General features: G+C 71.0%; 20 protein-coding genes. 12 read left to right on the forward strand and 8 right to left on the reverse strand.

Annotated elements, in window-relative coordinates; genetic code table 11:
- The first annotated feature begins 70 nt into the window (after nucleotides 1-70).
- From ABZ452_RS27655 to ABZ452_RS27705, 11 genes are all read left to right on the forward strand, one after another.
- Nucleotides 71-946 carry an ABC transporter permease gene (locus ABZ452_RS27655; RefSeq protein WP_357948830.1) on the forward strand — a complete coding sequence of 292 codons (876 nt, stop codon included), beginning with the start codon at nucleotides 71-73 and terminating at the stop codon, nucleotides 944-946.
- Nucleotides 947-962: 16 nt separating this feature from the next.
- Complete coding sequence (locus ABZ452_RS27660) at nucleotides 963-1,979, forward strand: ABC transporter substrate-binding protein (RefSeq protein WP_357948832.1); 1,017 nt, start codon at nucleotides 963-965, stop codon at nucleotides 1,977-1,979.
- A gap of 5 nt (nucleotides 1,980-1,984) precedes the next feature.
- Nucleotides 1,985-2,806 carry an ABC transporter ATP-binding protein gene (locus tag ABZ452_RS27665; RefSeq protein ID WP_357948834.1) on the forward strand — a complete coding sequence of 274 codons (822 nt, stop codon included), beginning with the start codon at nucleotides 1,985-1,987 and terminating at the stop codon, nucleotides 2,804-2,806.
- Between the two features lie 19 nt (nucleotides 2,807-2,825).
- Nucleotides 2,826-3,977, forward strand: a complete 1,152-nt coding sequence (locus ABZ452_RS27670) for a Gfo/Idh/MocA family oxidoreductase (RefSeq protein WP_357948836.1) — start codon at nucleotides 2,826-2,828, stop codon at nucleotides 3,975-3,977.
- A complete protein-coding gene (locus ABZ452_RS27675) occupies nucleotides 3,974-5,137 on the forward strand; it encodes a dihydrodipicolinate synthase family protein (protein WP_357948839.1) in 1,164 nt (387 codons plus the stop codon). Before ABZ452_RS27670 ends, ABZ452_RS27675 begins: the two co-directional genes overlap by 4 nt.
- A gap of 58 nt (nucleotides 5,138-5,195) precedes the next feature.
- Nucleotides 5,196-6,035, forward strand: coding sequence for a sugar phosphate isomerase/epimerase family protein (locus ABZ452_RS27680; RefSeq protein ID WP_357948841.1), 840 nt, complete (start codon nucleotides 5,196-5,198; stop codon nucleotides 6,033-6,035).
- Nucleotides 6,035-7,177 (forward strand): glycerate kinase, encoded by a 1,143-nt coding sequence (locus ABZ452_RS27685; RefSeq protein ID WP_357948844.1) that lies wholly within the window; start codon nucleotides 6,035-6,037, stop codon nucleotides 7,175-7,177. Before ABZ452_RS27680 ends, ABZ452_RS27685 begins: the two co-directional genes overlap by 1 nt.
- A gap of 181 nt (nucleotides 7,178-7,358) precedes the next feature.
- On the forward strand, nucleotides 7,359-8,345 hold the full coding sequence (locus ABZ452_RS27690; RefSeq protein WP_357948846.1) for a serine hydrolase: 987 nt from the start codon (nucleotides 7,359-7,361) through the stop codon (nucleotides 8,343-8,345).
- A 79-nt stretch (nucleotides 8,346-8,424) separates the two neighbouring features.
- Nucleotides 8,425-8,937: a polyketide cyclase gene (locus ABZ452_RS27695; protein ID WP_357948849.1), complete on the forward strand. Its 513-nt coding sequence runs from the start codon at nucleotides 8,425-8,427 to the stop codon at nucleotides 8,935-8,937.
- A gap of 85 nt (nucleotides 8,938-9,022) precedes the next feature.
- On the forward strand, nucleotides 9,023-9,181 hold the full coding sequence (locus tag ABZ452_RS27700; protein WP_357948852.1) for a hypothetical protein: 159 nt from the start codon (nucleotides 9,023-9,025) through the stop codon (nucleotides 9,179-9,181).
- A 62-nt stretch (nucleotides 9,182-9,243) separates the two neighbouring features.
- Nucleotides 9,244-9,600, forward strand: a complete 357-nt coding sequence (locus ABZ452_RS27705; protein ID WP_357948855.1) for a VOC family protein — start codon at nucleotides 9,244-9,246, stop codon at nucleotides 9,598-9,600.
- A 54-nt stretch (nucleotides 9,601-9,654) separates the two neighbouring features.
- On the opposite strand, the gene ABZ452_RS27710 is transcribed toward ABZ452_RS27705, so the two are convergent.
- The 6 genes from ABZ452_RS27710 to ABZ452_RS27735 form a co-directional block, all read right to left on the reverse strand.
- Nucleotides 9,655-10,410 carry a hypothetical protein gene (locus ABZ452_RS27710; protein ID WP_357948857.1) on the reverse strand — a complete coding sequence of 252 codons (756 nt, stop codon included), beginning with the start codon at nucleotides 10,408-10,410 and terminating at the stop codon, nucleotides 9,655-9,657.
- A gap of 47 nt (nucleotides 10,411-10,457) precedes the next feature.
- Nucleotides 10,458-11,417, reverse strand: a complete 960-nt coding sequence (locus ABZ452_RS27715) for a WD40 repeat domain-containing protein (RefSeq protein WP_357948860.1) — start codon at nucleotides 11,415-11,417, stop codon at nucleotides 10,458-10,460.
- A gap of 69 nt (nucleotides 11,418-11,486) precedes the next feature.
- Complete coding sequence (locus ABZ452_RS27720; protein WP_357948863.1) at nucleotides 11,487-12,191, reverse strand: DUF6069 family protein; 705 nt, start codon at nucleotides 12,189-12,191, stop codon at nucleotides 11,487-11,489.
- 5 nt (nucleotides 12,192-12,196) lie between these two features.
- Nucleotides 12,197-13,195 (reverse strand): RNA polymerase subunit sigma-70, encoded by a 999-nt coding sequence (locus tag ABZ452_RS27725; RefSeq protein WP_357948866.1) that lies wholly within the window; start codon nucleotides 13,193-13,195, stop codon nucleotides 12,197-12,199.
- A gap of 201 nt (nucleotides 13,196-13,396) precedes the next feature.
- Nucleotides 13,397-13,963 carry a YciI family protein gene (locus ABZ452_RS27730; protein WP_357948868.1) on the reverse strand — a complete coding sequence of 189 codons (567 nt, stop codon included), beginning with the start codon at nucleotides 13,961-13,963 and terminating at the stop codon, nucleotides 13,397-13,399.
- A 227-nt stretch (nucleotides 13,964-14,190) separates the two neighbouring features.
- The gene (locus ABZ452_RS27735; RefSeq protein ID WP_357948870.1) at nucleotides 14,191-14,496 is read right to left on the reverse strand and encodes a hypothetical protein; all 306 of its coding nucleotides are present in this window, start codon (nucleotides 14,494-14,496) and stop codon (nucleotides 14,191-14,193) included.
- Nucleotides 14,497-15,212: 716 nt separating this feature from the next.
- Between ABZ452_RS27735 and ABZ452_RS27740 the strand changes: the two genes are divergently transcribed.
- A complete protein-coding gene (locus ABZ452_RS27740; protein WP_212836447.1) occupies nucleotides 15,213-15,416 on the forward strand; it encodes a cold-shock protein in 204 nt (67 codons plus the stop codon).
- A 653-nt stretch (nucleotides 15,417-16,069) separates the two neighbouring features.
- Here ABZ452_RS27740 and ABZ452_RS27745 read toward each other — a convergent pair.
- Both ABZ452_RS27745 and ABZ452_RS27750 read right to left on the reverse strand, forming a co-directional pair.
- Entirely contained in the window at nucleotides 16,070-18,172 is a 2,103-nt protein-coding gene (locus tag ABZ452_RS27745) for a PQQ-dependent sugar dehydrogenase (RefSeq protein ID WP_357948872.1), read from the reverse strand.
- 37 nt (nucleotides 18,173-18,209) lie between these two features.
- Nucleotides 18,210-19,160: a LamG-like jellyroll fold domain-containing protein gene (locus tag ABZ452_RS27750; protein ID WP_357948875.1), complete on the reverse strand. Its 951-nt coding sequence runs from the start codon at nucleotides 19,158-19,160 to the stop codon at nucleotides 18,210-18,212.
- Nucleotides 19,161-19,318 lie beyond the last annotated feature (158 nt).

The following is a 19,318-nucleotide window of genomic DNA, read 5'->3' on the forward strand; positions in this document are numbered from 1 at the left end:
CCGACGGCACGCGCCTACCCAGCGGCTGGAGACCCGGAAACCGCCGGCCAGCCAGGGAGAACGGAGGGTCATGGCCGCGCAGAGCACCATCGAGCAACCGGAGCGCACCGCTCCCGCCGGCGCCACCGCGTCGGCCGCCCGCCGCCCGGCCAGGGCGGGCGCCGGCCTGCTCCGGTTCGCCCGCAACACCTGGCGCCCCGCCGCGGTCCTGGTGGCCATCCTCGCCATCTGGTGGGTGGTCACGGCCGCCGACCTGGTGAAGCCCTACCTGGTTCCCTCACCCGGCACGACGCTCGACGTCGTCTCCGCCCAGCCGGGCTACTTCGCCCACCACACCTGGATCACCACCTACGAGACGGTGCTGGGCTTCGCCATCGCCATCGTGGTCGGCGTGCTCTCCGCCGTGGTGATGGTCTACTCCCCCACCGTCGAGAAGAGCCTCTACCCGCTGCTGCTGTTCGCCCAGGTCATCCCGAAGATCGCGATCGCGCCGCTGTTCATCGTGTGGCTCGGCTTCGGGCTCTCGCCCAAGGTCGTCGTCGCGGTCCTCATGGCCTTCTTCCCCATCGTCATCTCCACGGTCACCGGCATGAAGTCGATCGACCCGGAGATGCTGCAACTGTCGGCGACCATGGGCGCGGGCCAGGCCCAGACGTTCCGGAAGATCCGGTTCCCCGCCGCCCTGCCGCACCTGTTCGCCGGCCTGAAGGTCGCCGCCACCATGGCCGTCACGGGCGCCGTCGTCGGTGAGTTCGTCGGCGCCAACGAGGGCCTCGGCTACGTGATCCTGCAGGCCAACGGCAACCTCGACACCCCGACCCTCTTCGCCGGGCTGATCATCATGTCGCTGCTCGGCGTGGTCCTCTTCGTCGTCGTGGAACTGCTGGAGTACCTCGTTCTGCCCTGGCACGCCAGCCGCCGCACCGACGCCGCCACCACCCTGTGAACAGGAGAACCCTCGGATGAAGTTGCGTACTCTCGCCGCCGCGCTCGTGCCGGCACTCCTTCTGGCCACCACCGCCTGCGGCTCCTCCTCCGACGAGCAGGAGAAGAACGCCCAGGGCCTCGACAAGGTCACCCTGACCCTCAACTGGTACCCCTACGGTGAGCACGCGCCGTTCTACTACGGCAAGAAGAAGGAGATCTTCGCCAAGCACGGCATCGACCTGACCATCCAGGCCGGGCAGGGCTCCCAGAAGACCGTGCAGGCCACCGCCGCCGGGCAGACCGACTTCGGCTGGGCCGACACCCCGGCACTGCTGTCGGCCGTGGGCCAGGGGATGGACGTCAAGAGCGTCGGCGTCTTCCTGCAGACCACCCCGTCGTCGGTGCAGTTCTTCAGCGACAAGAACATCGCCTCCCCCGCCGACCTCAAGGGCAAGACCATCGCCTCCACTGCCGGCGACGCGCTGAGCAAGACCTTCCCGGCGTTCCTCAAGGCCAACGGCCTGGCCGCCGGCGACGTGACCCTGCAGAACACCGACCCGGCCGGCAAGATGGCCGCCGTCATGTCGGGCAAGACCGACGCGCTGCTCGGCTTCGCCACCGACCAGGGCCCGACCATGCAGGAGAAGGCCGGCAAGCAGGTCTCCTACCTGAAGTTCGCCGAGCACGGCCTGAGCTTCTACAGCAACGGCCTGATCGCCTCCAGCGACACCATCAAGAACAAGCAGGACCTGGTCAAGCGCATGGTCGCGGCCAGCAGCGAGGCGTGGTCCGCCGCCGAGAAGGACGCGGCCGGCGCGGTCGCGGCCATGTCCGGCGCCTCCCAGCAGCTGCCGTCGGAGAAGGTGCTGACCGACCAGTTCAACGCCACGGTGCAGCTCCTGCACACCGACGCCACCAAGGGCCAGGCCCCGGGCATCAACGACGAGGCCGACTGGCAGAAGACCATCACCGTCTTCGCCGACGCCGGTGTGATCACCAAGGCGGAGGCGCCGTCGGCCTACTGGGACGCGAGCTTCGCTCCGAAGGGATGAGACCGATGACGGTCGGCAACACCACCACGCAGCGCTCCGCGGACGCCACGGCGACCGGCGCCACGGTCGAGATCGATGAGGTCGCGGTCCGGTTCCGCACCAAGAAGAAGGACGTCACGGCCCTGCGCGACGTCTCGCTGCGGATCGAACCGGGTGAGTTCGTGGCCATCGTCGGCGCCTCCGGCTGCGGCAAGTCCACGCTGCTCAAGCTGGTGTCCGGCCTGCTGCGGCCCTCGTCCGGCCAGGTCCGCCTGCACGGCGAGGACGTACGGGGGCCGCGGCGCGACATCGGGTACGTCTTCCAGCGCGCCGCCCTGCTGGACTGGCGCACGGCCCGGCGCAACATCCTGCTCCAGGCCGAGATGCGGGGCATGCCCAAGGCGCAGGCCCGCCAGCGCGTCGACGAGCTGATCGCCATGACCGGGCTGACCGGCTTCGAGGACGCGTACCCGAACGAGCTCTCCGGTGGCATGCAGCAGCGCGTGGCCCTGTGCCGCGCGCTGCTGCACCGCCCCCCGGTGCTGCTCATGGACGAGCCGTTCGGGGCGCTCGACGCCCTCACCCGCGAGCAGATGAACGTCGAACTGCGGCGGATCTGGCGGGAGACCGGCACCACCGTCCTGCTGGTCACCCACTCCATCGCCGAGGCGGTCTACCTGGCCAACCGGGTGATCGTCATGACCCCTCGACCCGGCACCGTCGCCGAGGTCATCGATGTCGACCTGCCCGTCGAGCGGGACTACGGCCAGACGATGTCGGCACCGGAGTTCGCCCGCGCCACGGGACGCATCCGGGACCTGCTCGGTGCGACGACGACCGCCGAATAACCACTGGAAGGACACACACGTGGAGCGCACGTCAATCGGGATCATCCTCAACGGGGTGACCGGCCGGATGGGGTACCGGCAGCACCTGGTCCGGTCCCTGCTCGCCATCCGCGAGCAGGGCGGCCTGCCCGCCCGCGACGGCAGCCGCATCTGGCCCGAGCTGACCCTGGTCGGCCGCAACGAGGCCAAGCTCGCCGAGATCGCCGCCCGGCACGGGCTGACGTCGTACACGACCGACCTGGACGCCGCGCTCGCCGACGACTCCCACCAGATCTACTTCGACGCGCAGGTCACCGCGCAGCGGGAGAAGGCCATCCGGGCGGCCATCGAGGCCGGCAAGCACATCTACACCGAGAAGCCGCTCGCCGAGGGGCTGACCGGCTCGCTGGAGCTGGCCCGGCTCGCCGTGGCGAAGGGCGTCAAGAACGGTGTCGTGCAGGACAAGTTGTTCCTGCCCGGCCTGCGCAAGCTCAAGCGGCTGGTCGACAGCGGCTTCTTCGGCCGGATCCTGTCCGTGCGCGGCGAGTTCGGCTACTGGGTGTTCGAGGGTGACTGGCAGGACGCGCAGCGGCCGAGCTGGAACTACCGCGCCGAGGACGGCGGCGGCATCACCGTGGACATGTTCCCGCACTGGCACTACGTCCTGGAGCAGATCTTCGCCCCGGTCACCGCGGTGACCGCGCACATCGCCACGCACATCCCCGAGCGGGTGGACGAGACCGGCCAGACCTACCGGGCCACCGCCGACGACGCCGCGTACGGCATCTTCGAGCTGGCCGGCGGCATCACCGCGCAGATCAACTCCTCCTGGGCGGTCCGGGTCTACCGCGACGAGCTGGTCGAGTTCCAGGTCGATGGCACGCACGGCAGCGCCGTGGCCGGGCTGCGCGAGTGCCGCATCCAGCACCGCGGCGCCACCCCCATGCCGGTGTGGAACCCGGACCTGCCGGTCACCGAGCCCTTCCGCGCCCAGTGGCAGACGGTCCCCGACAACGAGGACTTCGACAACGGGTTCAAGGTGCAGTGGGAGGCGTTCCTGCGGCACGTCGTCGACGGCGAGCCGTTCCCGTGGGACTTCCTGGCCGGCGCCCGCGGCGTCCAGCTCGCCGAGGCCGGGCTGCTCTCGGCGCGGGAGGGGCGGCGGGTCGAGATCGAGGAGATCCGGCTGTGACCGCCCGGATCACCCTGCCCCGCCCGGACGGCGGCGCCGAGGAGCTGACCCTGCGCGAGCCGGCCGGCTGGCGGCGGCCGGCCACACCGCCGGCCAGCCGGATCGCGTACGCGGCGGCGCACGTGGTCGCCGACCCGCACGCCGACAACGCCCCCGGCCGGCCCGCCCGGCTGGACTGGGACGCCACCCTGGCCGTCCGGCGCAACCTCTGGTCCTGGGGGCTCGGTGTCGCCGAGGCCATGGACACCGCCCAGCGCGGCATGGGGCTGGACTGGGCGGCCACCCGGGAGCTGATCCGGCGCAGCGCCGCCGAGGCCGCCGCCTGCGGCGGGCGCATCGTCGCCGGGGCGGCCACCGACCAGCTCACCGGGCTGCCCGACACCCTGGACGAGGTCGTCGGCGCGTACGCCGAGCAGGTCGCCTTCGTGCAGGAGTGCGGCGCGATTCCCGTGGTGATGGCCAGCCGGCAGCTCGCCGCGCTGGCCACCGGGCCCGACGACTACCTGAGCGTCTACGAGCAGGTGCTGCGGGAGACGTCCACGCCGGTGGTGCTGCACTGGCTCGGGGACATGTTCGACCCGGCCCTCGCGGGCTACTGGGGGTCGACCGACCTCGACGAGGCGACCAAGACGTTCGTGGCGCTGGTGCAGGCGCACGCCGACCGGATCGACGGCGTGAAGGTGTCGCTGCTCGACGCCGAGCGGGAGGTGCGGCTGCGCGAGCTGCTGCCGCCCACCGTCAAGGTCTACACCGGCGACGACTACCACTACCCGGAGCTGATCGCCGGCGACGGCCGGCGGTCCAGTCACGCGCTGCTCGGCGCGTTCGCGGCCATCGCCCCGGCCGCGTCGGCGGCGCTGCAACGCCTCGACGCCGGTGACACGGCGGGCTTCCGGGAGATCCTGGACCCCACCGTGCCGCTGTCCCGGCACGTCTTCGCCCCGCCGACGCAGTACTACAAGACCGGCATCGCCTTCCTGTCCTGGCTCAACGGCTTCCAGCCGGGCTTCACCATGGTGGGCGGCCTGCACAGCGGGCGCAGCGTGCCGCACCTCGTGCAGGTGTTCCGGCTCGCCGATGCCGCCGGGCTGCTGCTCGACCCGGACCTGGCCGTCGCCCGGATGCGCCGCTACCTGTCCGTGGCCGGGGTGTCGGCGTGAGCGCGAGGAGTGAGCCGGCCCTGCGAGCCCCGCGGTCGCGAACGAAGGGAGGCACCGCATGAACGCCGTCGATCCTCGGCTGGCGAAGTTGTCGCTGAACCAGCGCACCACGGAGTCCTGGTCGGTGCGGGAGGCCGTCGAGGGCTGCGTCCGCGCCGGCATCCCGGCGATCGGGCTGTGGCGCGAGCCGGTGGCCGAGATCGGGGTGGCCGCCGCCGCGAAGCTGGTCGCCGACGCGGGACTGCGGGTGTCGTCGCTGTGCCGGGGCGGCTTCCTCACCGCGGGCGGCGACGCCGGCCGGGCCGCGCTGGAGGACAACCGGCGCGCCATCGACGAGGCCGCCGGGCTGGGCACGGACTGCCTGGTCATGGTCGTCGGCGGCCTGCCGCCCGGCTCCCGCGACCTGATCGGCGCCCGGCAGCGGGTGGCCGACGCCCTTGCGGAGCTGGCCCCGTACGCGGGCGAGCGGGGCGTGCGGCTGGCCCTGGAGCCGCTGCACCCGATGTACTGCGCGGACCGCGCGGTGCTGTCCACCCTGGGACAGGCGATCGACCTGGCCGAACCGTTCCCGGTCGCGCAGGTGGGGGTCGTCGTGGACACCTTCCACATCTGGTGGGACCCGGAGGTCTGGCGGCAGATCGCGCGTGCCGGCGACCGCATCGCCAGCTTCCAGGTCTGCGACTTCCTCACCCCGCTCCCGGCCGACGTGCTGCTCGGCCGGGGCATGATGGGCGACGGGCACATCGACTTCCCGCCGTTCCGGCGGGCGGTCGAGGAGGCCGGCTACACCGGCGACACCGAGGTGGAGATCTTCAACGCCGAGGTGTGGGCGACCGACCCCGACGAGGTCCTCGCCACCATGAAGGACCGCTACCTCCAGCTCGTACTCGCCGACTGATGCGGGTCGTCGTCGCGCCCGACTCGTTCAAGGGCTCGGTCGCCGCCGACGACGCGGCCCGGGCCCTGGCCCGCGGCTGGCTGGCCCACCGGCCCGGCGACGACGTACGGCTGCTCCCCCTCGCGGACGGCGGCGAAGGCACGGTCGACGCCTTCGCCGCGGCGCTACCGGACGCCGAGCGCCGGACGACGGTCGCGCCGGGGCCGGATGGCCGGCCGGTCGACGCGGCCTGGCTGCTGCTGCCGGACCGGACCGCCGTGCTGGAGCTGGCCCAGTCCAGCGGTCTGCCGCTGATGGCCTCCCCGGATCCGCTCGGCGCGCACACCTACGGGCTGGGCGTGGTGGCGCGGGCAGCCCTCGACGCCGGGGCCACCCGCCTCGTCATCGGACTCGGCGGGTCCGCCTCCACCGACGGCGGCACCGGCGCGCTGCGCGCCCTCGGCCTGCGGCTGCACGACGACCAGGGCCGGGAGCTGCCACTCGGCGGCGCCGCGCTGGCGGGGCTTGCCCGCCTCGACACCACCGATCTGGTGCCCGCGCCGCCCGGTGCCGTGCAACTGCTGGTCGACGTGACCGCGCCGTTGACCGGCGCGGCCGGGGCCGCCGCCGTCTACGGTCCGCAGAAGGGCGCCGGCCCGGCCGAGATAGCGCTGCTGGACGGGGCGCTGCGCCGGTTCGCGGACCTGGCCGGTGGTGACCCGGACCAGCCGGGTGCCGGCGCGGCGGGCGGCACCGCGTACGGTCTGGCTGCTTTGTGGGGCGCCACGATCACGCGGGGTGCGTCGACCATCGCTGCGCTGGTCGGGCTGGCGGACGCGATGGCCGGCGCGGATGTGGTGCTGACCGGCGAGGGGCGGTTCGACGAGACCTCGCTGGCCGGCAAGGTGGTCGGCTCGCTGCTCAAGGCGGCCGACTCCGCCGGCACACCGGTCGGCGTGGTCGCCGGCCAGATCGGCGGGCCCGTCCCGGGCTCGGTGTCTGCGGCGGTGTCCCTGGTGGAGATCGCCGGGTCGGTCGAGGCGGCTCTGGGCGAGCCGGCGAGGTGGCTGGCCGAGGCCGGCGAGCTGCTGTCCCGGCGGCTGACCCGCGGCCAGGGCGACGGCTCCGGTAGGACCGCGGTCGGATCCCGCGAGCCGTCGTAGCCTCGTGGCGCGCCCCCGGAGGCAGCCCGAGAGACCGTGACCGGTCCCCGCATGGGGACCGGCGTGGTCGTGTGCCGCCCGTGCTCGGTACCACCCCCGCGCCGGGGCCGTTCCCAACAGCACGATTCCGGTATAACGAGCATGCTGTTGTCTCGCCGACATCACCCTCTCGGAGTGCCCCATGACGACGCAGTTGCGTGACCGCCTCGACGAACTACGCCAAGCTGGCCAGGTCGGCGGTCTGCATGCTGTCGTGGCGGTTCGCGGTGGCCAGACCTTGCTGGAGTACTACGGGGCCGGCGAGGATTTCGCGTGGGGCGACTCGCTGGGCTTCGTCGAGTTCGGGCCCGAGACGCTGCACGACATCCGGTCCGTCACCAAGAGCGTGACCGTGCTGTTGTACGGCATCGCGCTCGGCGAAGGGCTGGTCCCGCCGCCGGCGGAGCCGCTCCTGCGGCTGTTCCCGCAGTACCCGGACCTGGCGGTCGACCCCCAGCGTGCCCGGCTCACCGTCGAGCACGCGCTGACGATGTCATTGGGCGTGGAATGGCGCGAAGATCTCCCGTACAACAGCCCGGCCAACGCCGAGATCGCGATGGAGCTGGCGCCGGATCGGTACCGGTACATCCTGGAGCGGCCAATCCTCGACCCGCCGGGCACCCGATGGACGTACTGCGGCGGTGCCACGGCTCTGCTCGGCCGACTGATCGCCGACGGCACCGGGCAGTCGCTGCCGCAATACGCGCAGGCCGTGCTGTTCGCGCCGCTGGGCCTCGACCGCTTCGAGTGGATGACCGGCGCGGACGCAGTGGCCTCCGCCGCGTCCGGGCTGCGACTCGCGCCCCGCGACCTGGCCAGGCTCGGCGAGCTGGTGCTGGCCGAGGGAACCTGGAACGGTCATCCGATCATCCCCGCCGACTGGATCCGTACGATGCTGCAGCCACGCCTGCAGACCACCTGGGGCGCGCAGTACGGCTACCAGTGGTACATCGAATCCATCGAGGGCCATCGGCTGGTGGCCGGCATGGGCAACGGCGGCCAGCGCCTGTTCGTCCTGCCCGACCTGGACCTCGCCGTGGCCATCACCGCCGGCAACTACGACGACCCCGACCAGTGGCGACCCCCGCTCACGGTGCTGGAACGGGCCATCCTTCCGGCACTGTCCTGACGGCACCGCGTCCGCCGGTCGGCCATCGGCAGGACACTCGGCTGGGCCGGGCGTCGCCGACACGGTGGAAGATGGATGCGTGATCGGCGACCGGTGGGGCGTGACTGACAGCGAGACACTGCGTTCCTATCCGTGCGACGACTTCGTGGTCTCGCCCGCGCTACAGGCGTGGCGGGGGGTGCAGGTGGGAGCGCCCGCCGCAGCGGTGTGGCCGTGGCTGGCCCAAGTGCGGCTGGCGCCGTACTCCTATGACTGGATCGACAACCTCGGCCATCGCTCACCTCGACAGCTGGTGGACCTACCCGAGCCCCGAGTCGGAGAGGCCTTCACCTCTGCTGGCGGACGGAAGTTGGGCCGGATCGTCTCGGTCGACCCCGGCAAACAGCTGACGAGCACCATCATGGGTGCCTTCATGTCCTACGTCCTTGTGCCCCAGGAGCACGACACGACGCGATTGCTGCTCAAGGTCGTCATGCAGACGACCCGCTGGGCCGCCCTCGGGCTGTCCGTCGGCGACCTGGTCATGGCTCGACGGCAACTGCTGAACCTGAAGCAACTCGCCGAACGCCACCAGGGGAAGGCCACGGAATAATCTCAGCCGCTCCCTCGTCGGCACGTCCGGTCGGCATCCAGGGCAGCTCGCCCACGTCTGCGGAGCACGCGGAGCGCGGCAGTCCTTGATCACCGCCGGCACATGCTCGCCGCTCGCCTTCGCCGGCCGTCGGTCCGGCGAGCGGCTGGCCGGACGGCTGTCCCCTCGTTGCGTCGACGGTCTCGTGGCCATCCTGCTGGCCGCCAGCGCCACCACCGCGATCGTCACCGCGGCCAGGAACTGAAGGAGCACGCGTGGCGCCGATTGCGTTTGATGCCGGCATGATGACGACCTACGGTGCTGCGAATGAGACTGCGTCACGTGACGATCGACTGCACGGACCCGTACGAGTTGGGCACGTTCTGGAGCCGGTTGACCGGCTGGCCGATTTCCGGGATTGATCAGCCCGGCGACGACGAGGTGCTCGTCGAAGCGCCGGACCCGGTGCCGGGTCTGCTGTTCGTCCGGGTCCCGGAGCCGCGCTCGGCGAAGAACCGGGTCCACTTCGACTGGAAGCCCGACGGGCGGTCCCGCGACGAGGAGGTCGAGCGGGCTGTCCGCCTCGGCGCCACGATCCACGAGGACCACCGCGGTCCCGAGGACCGCAGCTGGGTGACCCTGCGTGACCCCGAGGGCAACGAGTTCTGCATCGAACGGCATTGAACTGAGCGGCGGCACCACCAAGAGTGGCCGCGGCGGGGGCGCGTCGAGAACCGGTCAGGCGTAACGGAAGTCAGCCGGCGCAACTGCTGTGGTGCCGCAGCGGGGTGGAGTTCCGGTGCACTCCACCCAATGGTCCGTCCCGGCCATGACCCGATAGCCGTGCGGGCTGACGAAGCCGGTCGTCCGGAAGGGTTGGCCGTGGTTCGTCACCTCCACGGTCTGCGGCTCGCCGCCCACGACGAGGTCGAGACCGATGACCCACTCCACCGTGCCCTTGGTGGTGGCGGTCAGCTCGAAGACCTCCGTCTCCCCCTTTTCGAGGGTGAACCCGAAGAGCGGCAGCCGGCCGTCCACCTTGGTGGCGTACTCCGCTGACGGTTCCGCTGCGTCCAGGTCCATGGCGACCTGCCGCGGCGTGACGGTGCCCTGCCCGCCGCCGCAGGTCAGCGAGGTGCCGCCCGGGTCAGGGTTCGCCGAGCGCCGGGTGATGCGTGCCCGCATCCCGTCGATGAGCACGCCCTTGTCGGATGCGCCCTGCACGACCAGCCGTACCCTGGTGGCCTCCTGATCCACCCCGCCGTTGCCGTGCGCCCAGTCCACTATCGAGGGGCAGTCGAGCGGAGGACGTGTGGCGGGACGCGCGTCCCTGGGCATGACGAACGAGAACACGTCGTTACCCCAGGCCGGCACGGTGGCGGGGTTGCTCACCAGGTTGATCGCGATGGGCCGCTCGTCCTGCGGGTCGAGCATCTTCGGCACATAGATGCCCGCCGCGGCACCGATGACAGCCAGGACGGTGCCGCCGACCACGAACCACCAGCCCTTGCTGATGGACTGCAGCAGCCGCCGCCGCGGGCTCAGTTCCTGCCGCGCGGCAGAATCTTCACGGGGACGCCGTCGGGTATCGACCAGACCTGCCCGCCCTCGCCTCCGTCGAGCAGCAGCCATTTTCCGTCCTCCGTGAAGTGCGGCTCCACACCGAAGTACCGCAGTGGATAGTCCCCGTTGAGCGGCGGCAGCTCGGGCAGCGTCCAGACCCGCTGCTCGCGTCGGCCGGCCACCTCCCACAGCGACAGCTTGTTGTCCGGGATCACCAGGGCCACCAGGCTTCCGGCACGGTTCACCGCGCCCGTGTCGGCTCCGCAGCCGCACGGCACCCAGGTGAGCTTCTGGCTCTCCACCGCCCAGTGCAGGAACCCGTCGCTGCCGGCGGCCACGACCTGCTTCCCGTGATCGAAGACGGCGAACGATCCCGAGTACCAGTACTTGCCCGGATCGTTGGACACGCCGATCTTCGGCGGCACCGGTGAGGCGGTCCATTTCCCCGTCGCCACATCGATCACCACAAGGCGCCCGTTGCGGACCTTCTGGTAGTCCTCCCGGCCGACCAGGTAGGCGCTGTCCGCTGAGAAGCGAATGCTCTCCACGGACGGGGTGAACAGCGCCTTCGGCTGCTTCGTCGTCAGGTCATAGGTGATCACCGTATCGGGATGTGCTACGGCGAGATAATGTCCGTCCGGTGAGAAGTCGGCGCCGAGGACGCGCTCCGCGGCGGTGCCGAAACGGCCGAACTCCTTGCCGTCCCGGGTGACCACCATCCACTCGTTGACCTGCCTGGCCTCGAATCGTCCATCCTGGCTGAAATAATGATCGAGTTGACGCCACGACAGGTCGAAGGCCTCGGCCGGCATCGTGATCGACGTCGGTGACGGCTGGGTGGCGACGATCGGGTCGGAGCCGTCAGAGGTCGCCTGCTTGGGAGTTGGCTGGCATGCCGCCAGGCAGGCCAGCACCGCGACCCCCGCAACCAATCTCACCGGCGCTCTCCCCCGAAATCGCCACACACCTTCGCAGTACCTTATAGAGCCTTGTCAAGGTCCGGATCGTCAGTTGGTCCGGGTGCGGAGACTCCGGGCCAGGATGGGGATCATCGCCGCGGCGGGGACAAGGTGTAGCCCGAGGAGGGCGACGGTGGTGGCGGTGTCAGCCCCGGAGAGGAGGGGCGGGACCAACGAGATCGCGGTCAGCGACACCGCCGTCCACACGAATCGCCGGGCGGGGCGAGCGCTCCAACGGAGAAGTGCGACGGCGATGACGATGCCCACGACCGAGAAGAAGCCGGTCACCACCGCGAACCCGGCCAACGGGATCGCCTCACCACCGTCGGGGATCTCGAAGTCGACGCCGGCGGCCTGGGCGAGCGCGGCGGCGAGGGTGGTGGCCACCATCGCGGCGAGCGTGGCGATGAGGCCGGTGACGGCGAGCCCGCGGAATCGGTGGGTGGGGCTGGTCCGGGCCGATGCCGGGTCTGCGACGACCCCGGGTTCAGTCCTGCTATCCATGTCGTTCCTCCATTGATCGGGAGTGGGGGTGAGGATGCGCACCGTCGCCGTGCGACGGCCCGGGTTGCGCAGGGCGCGGACGCCGGTGCCGCGGAGCCAGAACCCGGCGTCGCGTCCGAGGACCGGCCCGGGCTCGCCGTCGCGCAGCTCCAGCTGCACCCGCCCGCGGGTGACGACGCCGAACGCGTCGTACCACTGGGCCGCGACCACCGCGACACGCGCGCCACCGCGCAGCGTGAGCGTCCGCACCAGGGTTACTCCGTGCCGCCCGCCGGCAGGCGCTCCGGCAGGCCGAGCCGCGGGAACTGGTCGTCGTGGAAGATGGTGATCTCGGTGATCGCCCCGCCGGTGACGCGCAGGACGTCGATCGTCAGCGGCAGGTATGCGTTCTCCCCCTCACGCCAGTGGTAGAAGGCGACCGCGGGCTGCCGGTTCACGGAGGTGAGGACGCCGCGAAGGCCCGTCATGCGGTCGAAGCCGTCCTCTATCCAGCTGTTCACCACGCTGTCGCGCCCGACGTGGAGGCCCGGCGTGGGCGGCATCGAGCAGCGGACGTCGTCGCGCAGCATCGTGGCGAGCCGGTCGACGTCCGTGGCCACGCTGGCGTCGGTGAAGCGGCGCACCAGCTCGCGCGTGCCGGCGTCATCCTCGCTCCCGGTCCAGTCCTGCCGCTCGGCGGGCAGGTGCTCCCGCATGCCGGCGCGGGCCCGCTGCAGCGCGCTGTTCACGGAGTTGACGGAGTCCCCGAGGAGCTCCGCGACGTCCCTCGCCGGCCAGCCGAGCACGTCCCGCAGGATCAGCACGGCCCGCGGGCGCGGCGCGAGGTGCTGGACCGCGACCAGGTACGCCAGCTCGATCGTCTCCCGCGCGACGGCGACAGTCTCCGGCTCGTCCGCGTCGCCCGCAGGCAGCTCGTCGAGCAGCCGGTCCGGGTAGGGCTGCAGCCACCGCACCTCGCCGCCGGTCGCGGGCTCCGGGCGGCGCTTGGCGAGCAGGTCCAGGCAGGCGTTGGTGGCGATCCGGTACAGCCAGGCCCGGAACGTCGACCGCCCCTCGAAGGTCTCCCGCCGCCGCCAGGCACGCAGGAACGTCTCCTGCACGGCGTCCTCGGCGTCCTCGAACGACCCGAGCATCCGGTAGCAGTGCACGTGCAACTCCCGCCGGTGCCGCTCCGCCAGCCCCGAGAACGCCGGCTCGTCGACCTCGCCCAGACCGCTCACGCCCAGCTCCTTCAGCCGCGTGTCCGTACTCATCACGTCATCCTTCCGTCTCGTCGTGTCCCGCCGTAGGTGTGACGGCCGCGGGCGCGACAACTCATCACCACGGTCGGTCGGCAGGGCGGACGGATCAGGTGGCGGAGCACGACGCGCGGAACGGCGAGGAGGGGGACGCGCGGACACGGCACGAGGTCGAGCGGAAGGACGGGCGGCCTGCTCCTGGCGCCGAGACCCGGTTCACCTGGGAGGATGCGCTCCCGGCCGCCCGCCGAACGCCCAGTCGTGCACCTCGATGTCGGCGTACCGGTCGGGGGTCAGGACGGCGCGCGCCCCGTCCGGGTCCGAGGCCTCGACCAGCGCCGCCGTGCCCAACCACGTGGCGCCGTCGTCGGAGAGCAACGGCCCGTACGCGATGAGGTCGTGCCGGTCGTCGGGCGCGGCGAGGTCGGCGGGCTGACCCGCGCCGAGCCCGAGCACCAGGTAGCGGTTACCGCCGGTCCGGCCTCCGGGGAAGTCCCACATGGTGCGCCCCAGCAGGTTGCGCCACCGGCGCAGGAGCACGTCCCGGTAGGCGCCGGCCTGGTAGCTGGGCTCGTCGAAGGCGAACGCCCTTGCGGCGGCGGGACCGGGCAGATCGAGGATGTGCACGCTGCCGGTGGGTGTGTCACCGTCGGCGGCGAAGGTCGGGCCGCGGGCAATCATCTCCGTCGCGTACCGGTCCATGTAGGCCCAGTGCTCCTCCAGCAACTCCCTGCGCAGTGCCGTCGAGCCGGGCCGATCGCGGTGGTAACAGAAGAACTCCATGCCCCACATCCTGGACGGGGGGGGCCGCATGCTCCCCGCCCCCAGATCGTCCGGCCGTCAGGCCGGGGAGCCGTCACGGTGAACCGACGGGCACGGTCGATGTTGTCGAAGGATCGGTGGCCGCAGCGGTGTCCCTGGTGCAGCGCGCCGGGTCGGTCGAGGCGGCCCTGAGCGACCCGGCGAGGTAGGTACTCACGCGGCAGCGATTCGCAGCGCGGCGAGCTGCCTCAATCCAGGGAGCTACCCTGGCGCAGGGGCGCGAGCTGCACCGTCCAGGTCCGGGCTGTCCCGACGACCGCAATTGCCCGACAGAGGAGGTCGCAGCCCAGCTGCGGACTACCTTCTGCGAAGCCGCGGTTGATGAAGCTGATCGCTCTCGGGTGGTCACCCGCTTCAAGAGCCTTCTCCAGCCCGGCGGCCAGCACCGCGGCGAGCGCCGCGTGAAAACTGTCTGCCCCTTTTTCGCGGAGGGTCTTGGTGGGCTCGCGCAATGGTGACGGAGAGACCATGGGCGGGGATAACACGAAAGTCATGTCCTTCTCCTGTGGTGGCGGTGCTGCCCGGCCAGGCCAGCCGGATCGGCGCTCACGTGCCGCAGCCGTCCGCAACGGCCTGTCGTACGGGCTGAGCGGGACTGGCCGAGTGCTGCCGCAAGGTAGCCGCCGACGACCGGCGTTGTCCGTCAGCACTGAAATGTCCGTGGCGATCGGATGATCTGCCAACGCTCGGCCCTCAAACCTCGACGTTGTCCTGGGGACACTGCCGAGACCTGGGCAGCACGCCCCGGTAGGCGCCGGCCCGCCAACGATGTTGACGAACTGATCCACTGCCCACTCTACGCGCACGAAGCGCAGCGGTGCCGCTGCCAGCTCAGGGAGCTGACTCCAGCGATGAGTGTGGCTCCCTCTTGGCGAGAACCGACGCGACCTCTGGCATCCCTACTCGACTGGCCTCTTACGACATGGCAACAACAGTGCTACTCGTCCGGCTCATCGGCGGCGACCGCGAAGTTGCGCCTCGCGGTGCCGTGCTGTGACGCGGCCACGGGCGTGGGTGGCACCGATCGACGGATTCTGTGTTACGGTTGCCCGGTTGCAGTTTTGATTTCCGTAGACGTTTCGGCGCCTGATGGGTTAACCAAAACCCACCCAGGTGCCTTTTTCGTTTCATGTCGTTTCCGGCGCGGCTGATCAACGCGGCAGCGCGAGTCCGCACAATGCGGTCTTCAACAGCCTGCGAAGGAGCAGACATGGCTACAGGCACCGTGAAGTGGTTCAACGGCGACAAGGGCTTCGGGTTCATCAGCCAGGACGGCGGAGGCGCCGACGTTTTCGCCCACTTCTCGGCGATCTCCGCGAGCGGCTTCCGCAGCCTCGAGGAGAACCAGCGGGTGGAGTTCGACATCACCCAGGGCCCGAAGGGCCCGCAGGCGTCGGATATCCGCCCGCTCTGACCCACGCTTTGCCGAACGGCGGCCCGACTGGTTCAGCGGGCCGTCGTTCGGCATTTCATCCATCATCTTGTTCAGGTTCGTTTTGCGATGTCCCGTGGCCTGCGGCCCGTGCCTTCTCTGCGACGCGCCGTTCGAGGAGGAAGGCACAGCATGACCGTGATCACCACGTCACCGCGCACACCAGACGCCCACCCGGCGACGGTTCCAGGCGGATTCAGCCGCGACCGGCACCCGGTTGCCGACGCTCCGCGTTTCCGCGGCCCGGCCCCTGCTCCGGCCTGCGGTTCCATCGCACAGTTTCTTTCACCGTCCACCGCGGAAGAAGAGAAGCCCGCGCCTCGTGCGTCCGACTGCGGTGAGGTGGCGATGCATCGATTGCGCCACCCGTTCACCGTCGCAGCCAGCACGATGCCCCACCGAACGACAGTAAAGACGGCCGCTCCGGTCGTGTGAGCTCAGACAGCTACGGCCGCTTCCGGCACGAGACCGGTGGGGCCAGCGGTTCACGCAGGCCGGCTGGCACGCGTCCTGCCTCCCGTGGCTGCATGAACGGGGGTTGCGCTGATCGGCGCTGACACCCCCCAGGACGTTCAGCCGTCGAGGTACGCCGGAGGGGACGGCGGCACCGGCCGCCGTCCCCTCCGCTCCTCGAATCAGGCCGGGGAGCCCGTCACGGTGAACTGACGGGTACGGCCGATGTTGTCGAACGAGCCGAAGCCGACCCGACCGGAGCTGAAGGTGGTGTCCTTCGCGGTCAGCAGCGGGTCCTTGTGCCCGTCGACGTAGACGGCGATCTCACCGGTGGCGGGCAGATGCACGACCCGCACCTTGTGCCAGTCGGCGTCGGTGATCGCCGGGTTGGCACCGCGCGAGCGACCGTTCCACTGGTGATCGATCCGCTCCCGGTCGGCGTTGTTGACCTTGAAGATGCCGTTGTGCGGGTAGATCGTGTTGTCGGTGGACAGGTGCGCGTAGTAGTACTGCGTGTCCGACTGCCAGCCGAAGACGATGATCACGTCCCGGTTGGTGACCTCCACCGGCTCGTCGAGGCGCACCCGGGCGTCGATCTGGACCGAGGACCAGGCCGGACCCTTGTCGAGGATGGCGTACTCGAACGGGCGGCGCGGGCCGGGGCGGCTCACGCCGGCCTCGGCGAGGATCACCTGGTCGCCCTCGAACCGCCACTTCGACGGGGTCACCGGCGTCCAGTTCTCCGCGCCCGCGGTGTGGACGACCTTGGTGTGGCCCACCTTGCCCTCCGCCACGGTCTTCGTGTCGACGACCTTCCAGATCTTCCCGTTGGCCTTGGCCACGATGTAGAGCTCACCGGCGGCGTCGGTGCCGAAGCGCAGGTCGACCCGGTTCGGGTCGCCGGGCGCGCCCGGGCTGGACAGGTCCTGCATGCGTACCAGGTCCCCGGCGGTGGTGTACAGCGCGAGCCGGTGGATCGGGGCGAGGCCGGCGCCGCGGCGCATCTCGTTCGCCTCGGTGTAGAGCACCCGGCCGTCGACCAGGTCGCCGAAGACGTACTTGCCCTTCAGGGCGGGCACGTCCTTCCCGCGGTAGACGAAGCCGCCGGCCACGGCGACGCCGACGTCGGAGGTGCAGTTCCAGTTCGCCGCCGGGTCGTGGTCGTACGCGGCGACCGGGTAGGTGTAGCCGTACTTCGCGTCGTCGGCGGGCAGCGGGTAGAGCTTGTCGCACGGGTTCGTCGCGGTCTTGTCGAAGACCCAGTTGCCCTCGCGCTCGCTCCAGCCGAAGTTGTCGCCGGCCCGGACCTCGTAGATGGACTCGATGGCGTGCTCGCCGATGTGGCCCAGGTACATCCGGCCGGTCGCCCGGTCCCAGCTGAACCGGTGCGGGTCGCGGAAGCCGACCGCGTAGATCTCACCGAGCGCGCCGTCGCGCCCGACGAACGGGTTGTCGGCCGGGATCCCGTACCGGCCGTTGGGCGCGTTGGTGCCGCGCGGGTCGATGCGCAGCAGCTTGCCATGCGGCATGCCCATGTTCTGCGGGTCGCCGTTGCGGTAGCCCTGGCCGCCGTCGCCGACGGCGAGGTAGAGCATCCCGTAGTCGGGGTCGCGCGGCTTCGCGGTCGGGTTGAAGTTGATCTCCTGGACGCCGTGGATCTGGCCGCCGAAGCCGATCCGCAGCACCTCGCGGTGGGTGCCGGCGAAGGTGTCCGCGGCCGGGTCGCTGGCCGTCCACTCGGTGATCACGGCCTGGTAGATGGTGTTCGGCTGGGCGTAGTCGGGCGTGCGGGTGGCCAGCGACGCCTGCTCGGTGTGGATCGTGTAGAAGCGGCCGTTACGCGCGAACTCGGGGTGGAAGGCGACGTACCCGAAGCCCTGGCCGAGGCCACGGCCGGAGAAGAACTGCGGCGCGAAGGTCGCCGCCACGTCCAGGTAGACGTGCGGCGTGCCGTTCTCCACGAGGTAGAGGTTGCCGTTGAGGTCCGGCACGGCCCGGCGGCCGGAGCCGTCGGGCAGCTCGCTGATCGTGTTGATCCGGGCCTTGCGCACCAGCCGCGCGTCGACCGGCGCCGGGTTCGGAGTGGACTGGGGGAAGCTGGCGTACTCCTGGAGCACCAGCCCCAGCCGCGACTGGATCTGCGACTCGGGGATCGGGTCGTAGACGGCGCCGTCGGCCCGGGCGGGTGCGGCGACCAGGGTGGACAGGACGAGGGTGGCGGCAGTGACCCCGGCGGTGAGGGCGGCTCTGCGGAGCCTGCCGGTGCTGCCAGCGCGAATGAACACGCGGTTCTCCTTCTCGGTGGGACGATCCGAGGGACGGTCAGCGGGCCATGTAGCGGTACTGCTTGGCGATGTCGCTCGCCGGGATCACGCTGTCGAGGAACATGAGGCCGTCCATGCGGCAGTCGCACGGGTTGCGTTCCAGGTTGTTCTGCGGGAAGCTCCCGCCGATCTTGATGCCGCGCGCGTCGGTGGCGCTGGTGACGTGCGGGCCGGGCCCGTTGAGCTGCCACGGGTCGCCGGCGGTCGTGTAGAAGCCGTCGACCGGCTCGCCGTTGCGGTAGAGCGCCATGGTGCCGCTGGTGAAGTCGTAGGTGGCCGCGAGGTGCACCCACTCCCCCTTCGGCAGCAGGGTCCGCCAGTCCTCGTTGGCGGCGAAGGTCTGCGAGGCGCCGCCGTCGACGCGGCGGCCGAGGGCGACCAGGTGCAGCTCGCCGCCCACGTCGATGAGTTCCAGCAGGGCGCGCACGCCGTGCCCGTCGGAGTCGCCGGTCAACACGCCGGCCAGGCCGATGGCGTTGTACCGGTCGGTCGGGTTGGCGGTGACGGAGTTCAACGCCGGCCCGTCCATCTCCCGCTTGAACCAGCCCATCACCGTGGTCCCCTCGGCGCCGCTGAACGCGCGCAGCGTGCGGACGCCGCTGGAGGACCAGATGCCGGCCTTCCAGTCGTCGTTGCCGGCGGCCTGCGGGTTGACCTGCCGGGTCTGCAGCGCGTCGCCGCTGCCCTTGTACGCCCGGTCGGGCACCCGCATGGCCGCACCGCCGTTGACCAGCTCGATCTCGGTGCCGGACCGGCCCAGGTCCCGCTCGAGCGCGGGGTCGCCGACCACCGGGTGGTCGAAGTCGTAGAAGGCGACCAGGTGCGACCAGAGGGCGGGGTGGACGTCGTGCGGTCCGGGCCGGTCGGCCTGGGCCGGGCTCGCCGCCGCGGTCAGCGCCAGCGCCAGCAGGGCGGTGGCCGCGACGGCGGCGCGTCGGTGTCTTCTCATGGGGAGGTGCTCCCTTCGTCGGTGCGATGTGGCGGTGACGAAAGCGCTTACGTACCGGGCGTGGATCGGTGCCCGGATGTGGAGTCGGGGTGTCGGGACAGGACGGTCCACCGTGAGGCCGGCCGGACGGCCGAGGCGGCGCCGCGCTTACGAAAGCG

The sequence above is a fragment of the Micromonospora sp. NPDC005707 genome (assembly GCF_040631005.1).
In the GTDB taxonomy this organism is placed as follows: Bacteria; Actinomycetota; Actinomycetes; order Mycobacteriales; family Micromonosporaceae; genus Micromonospora.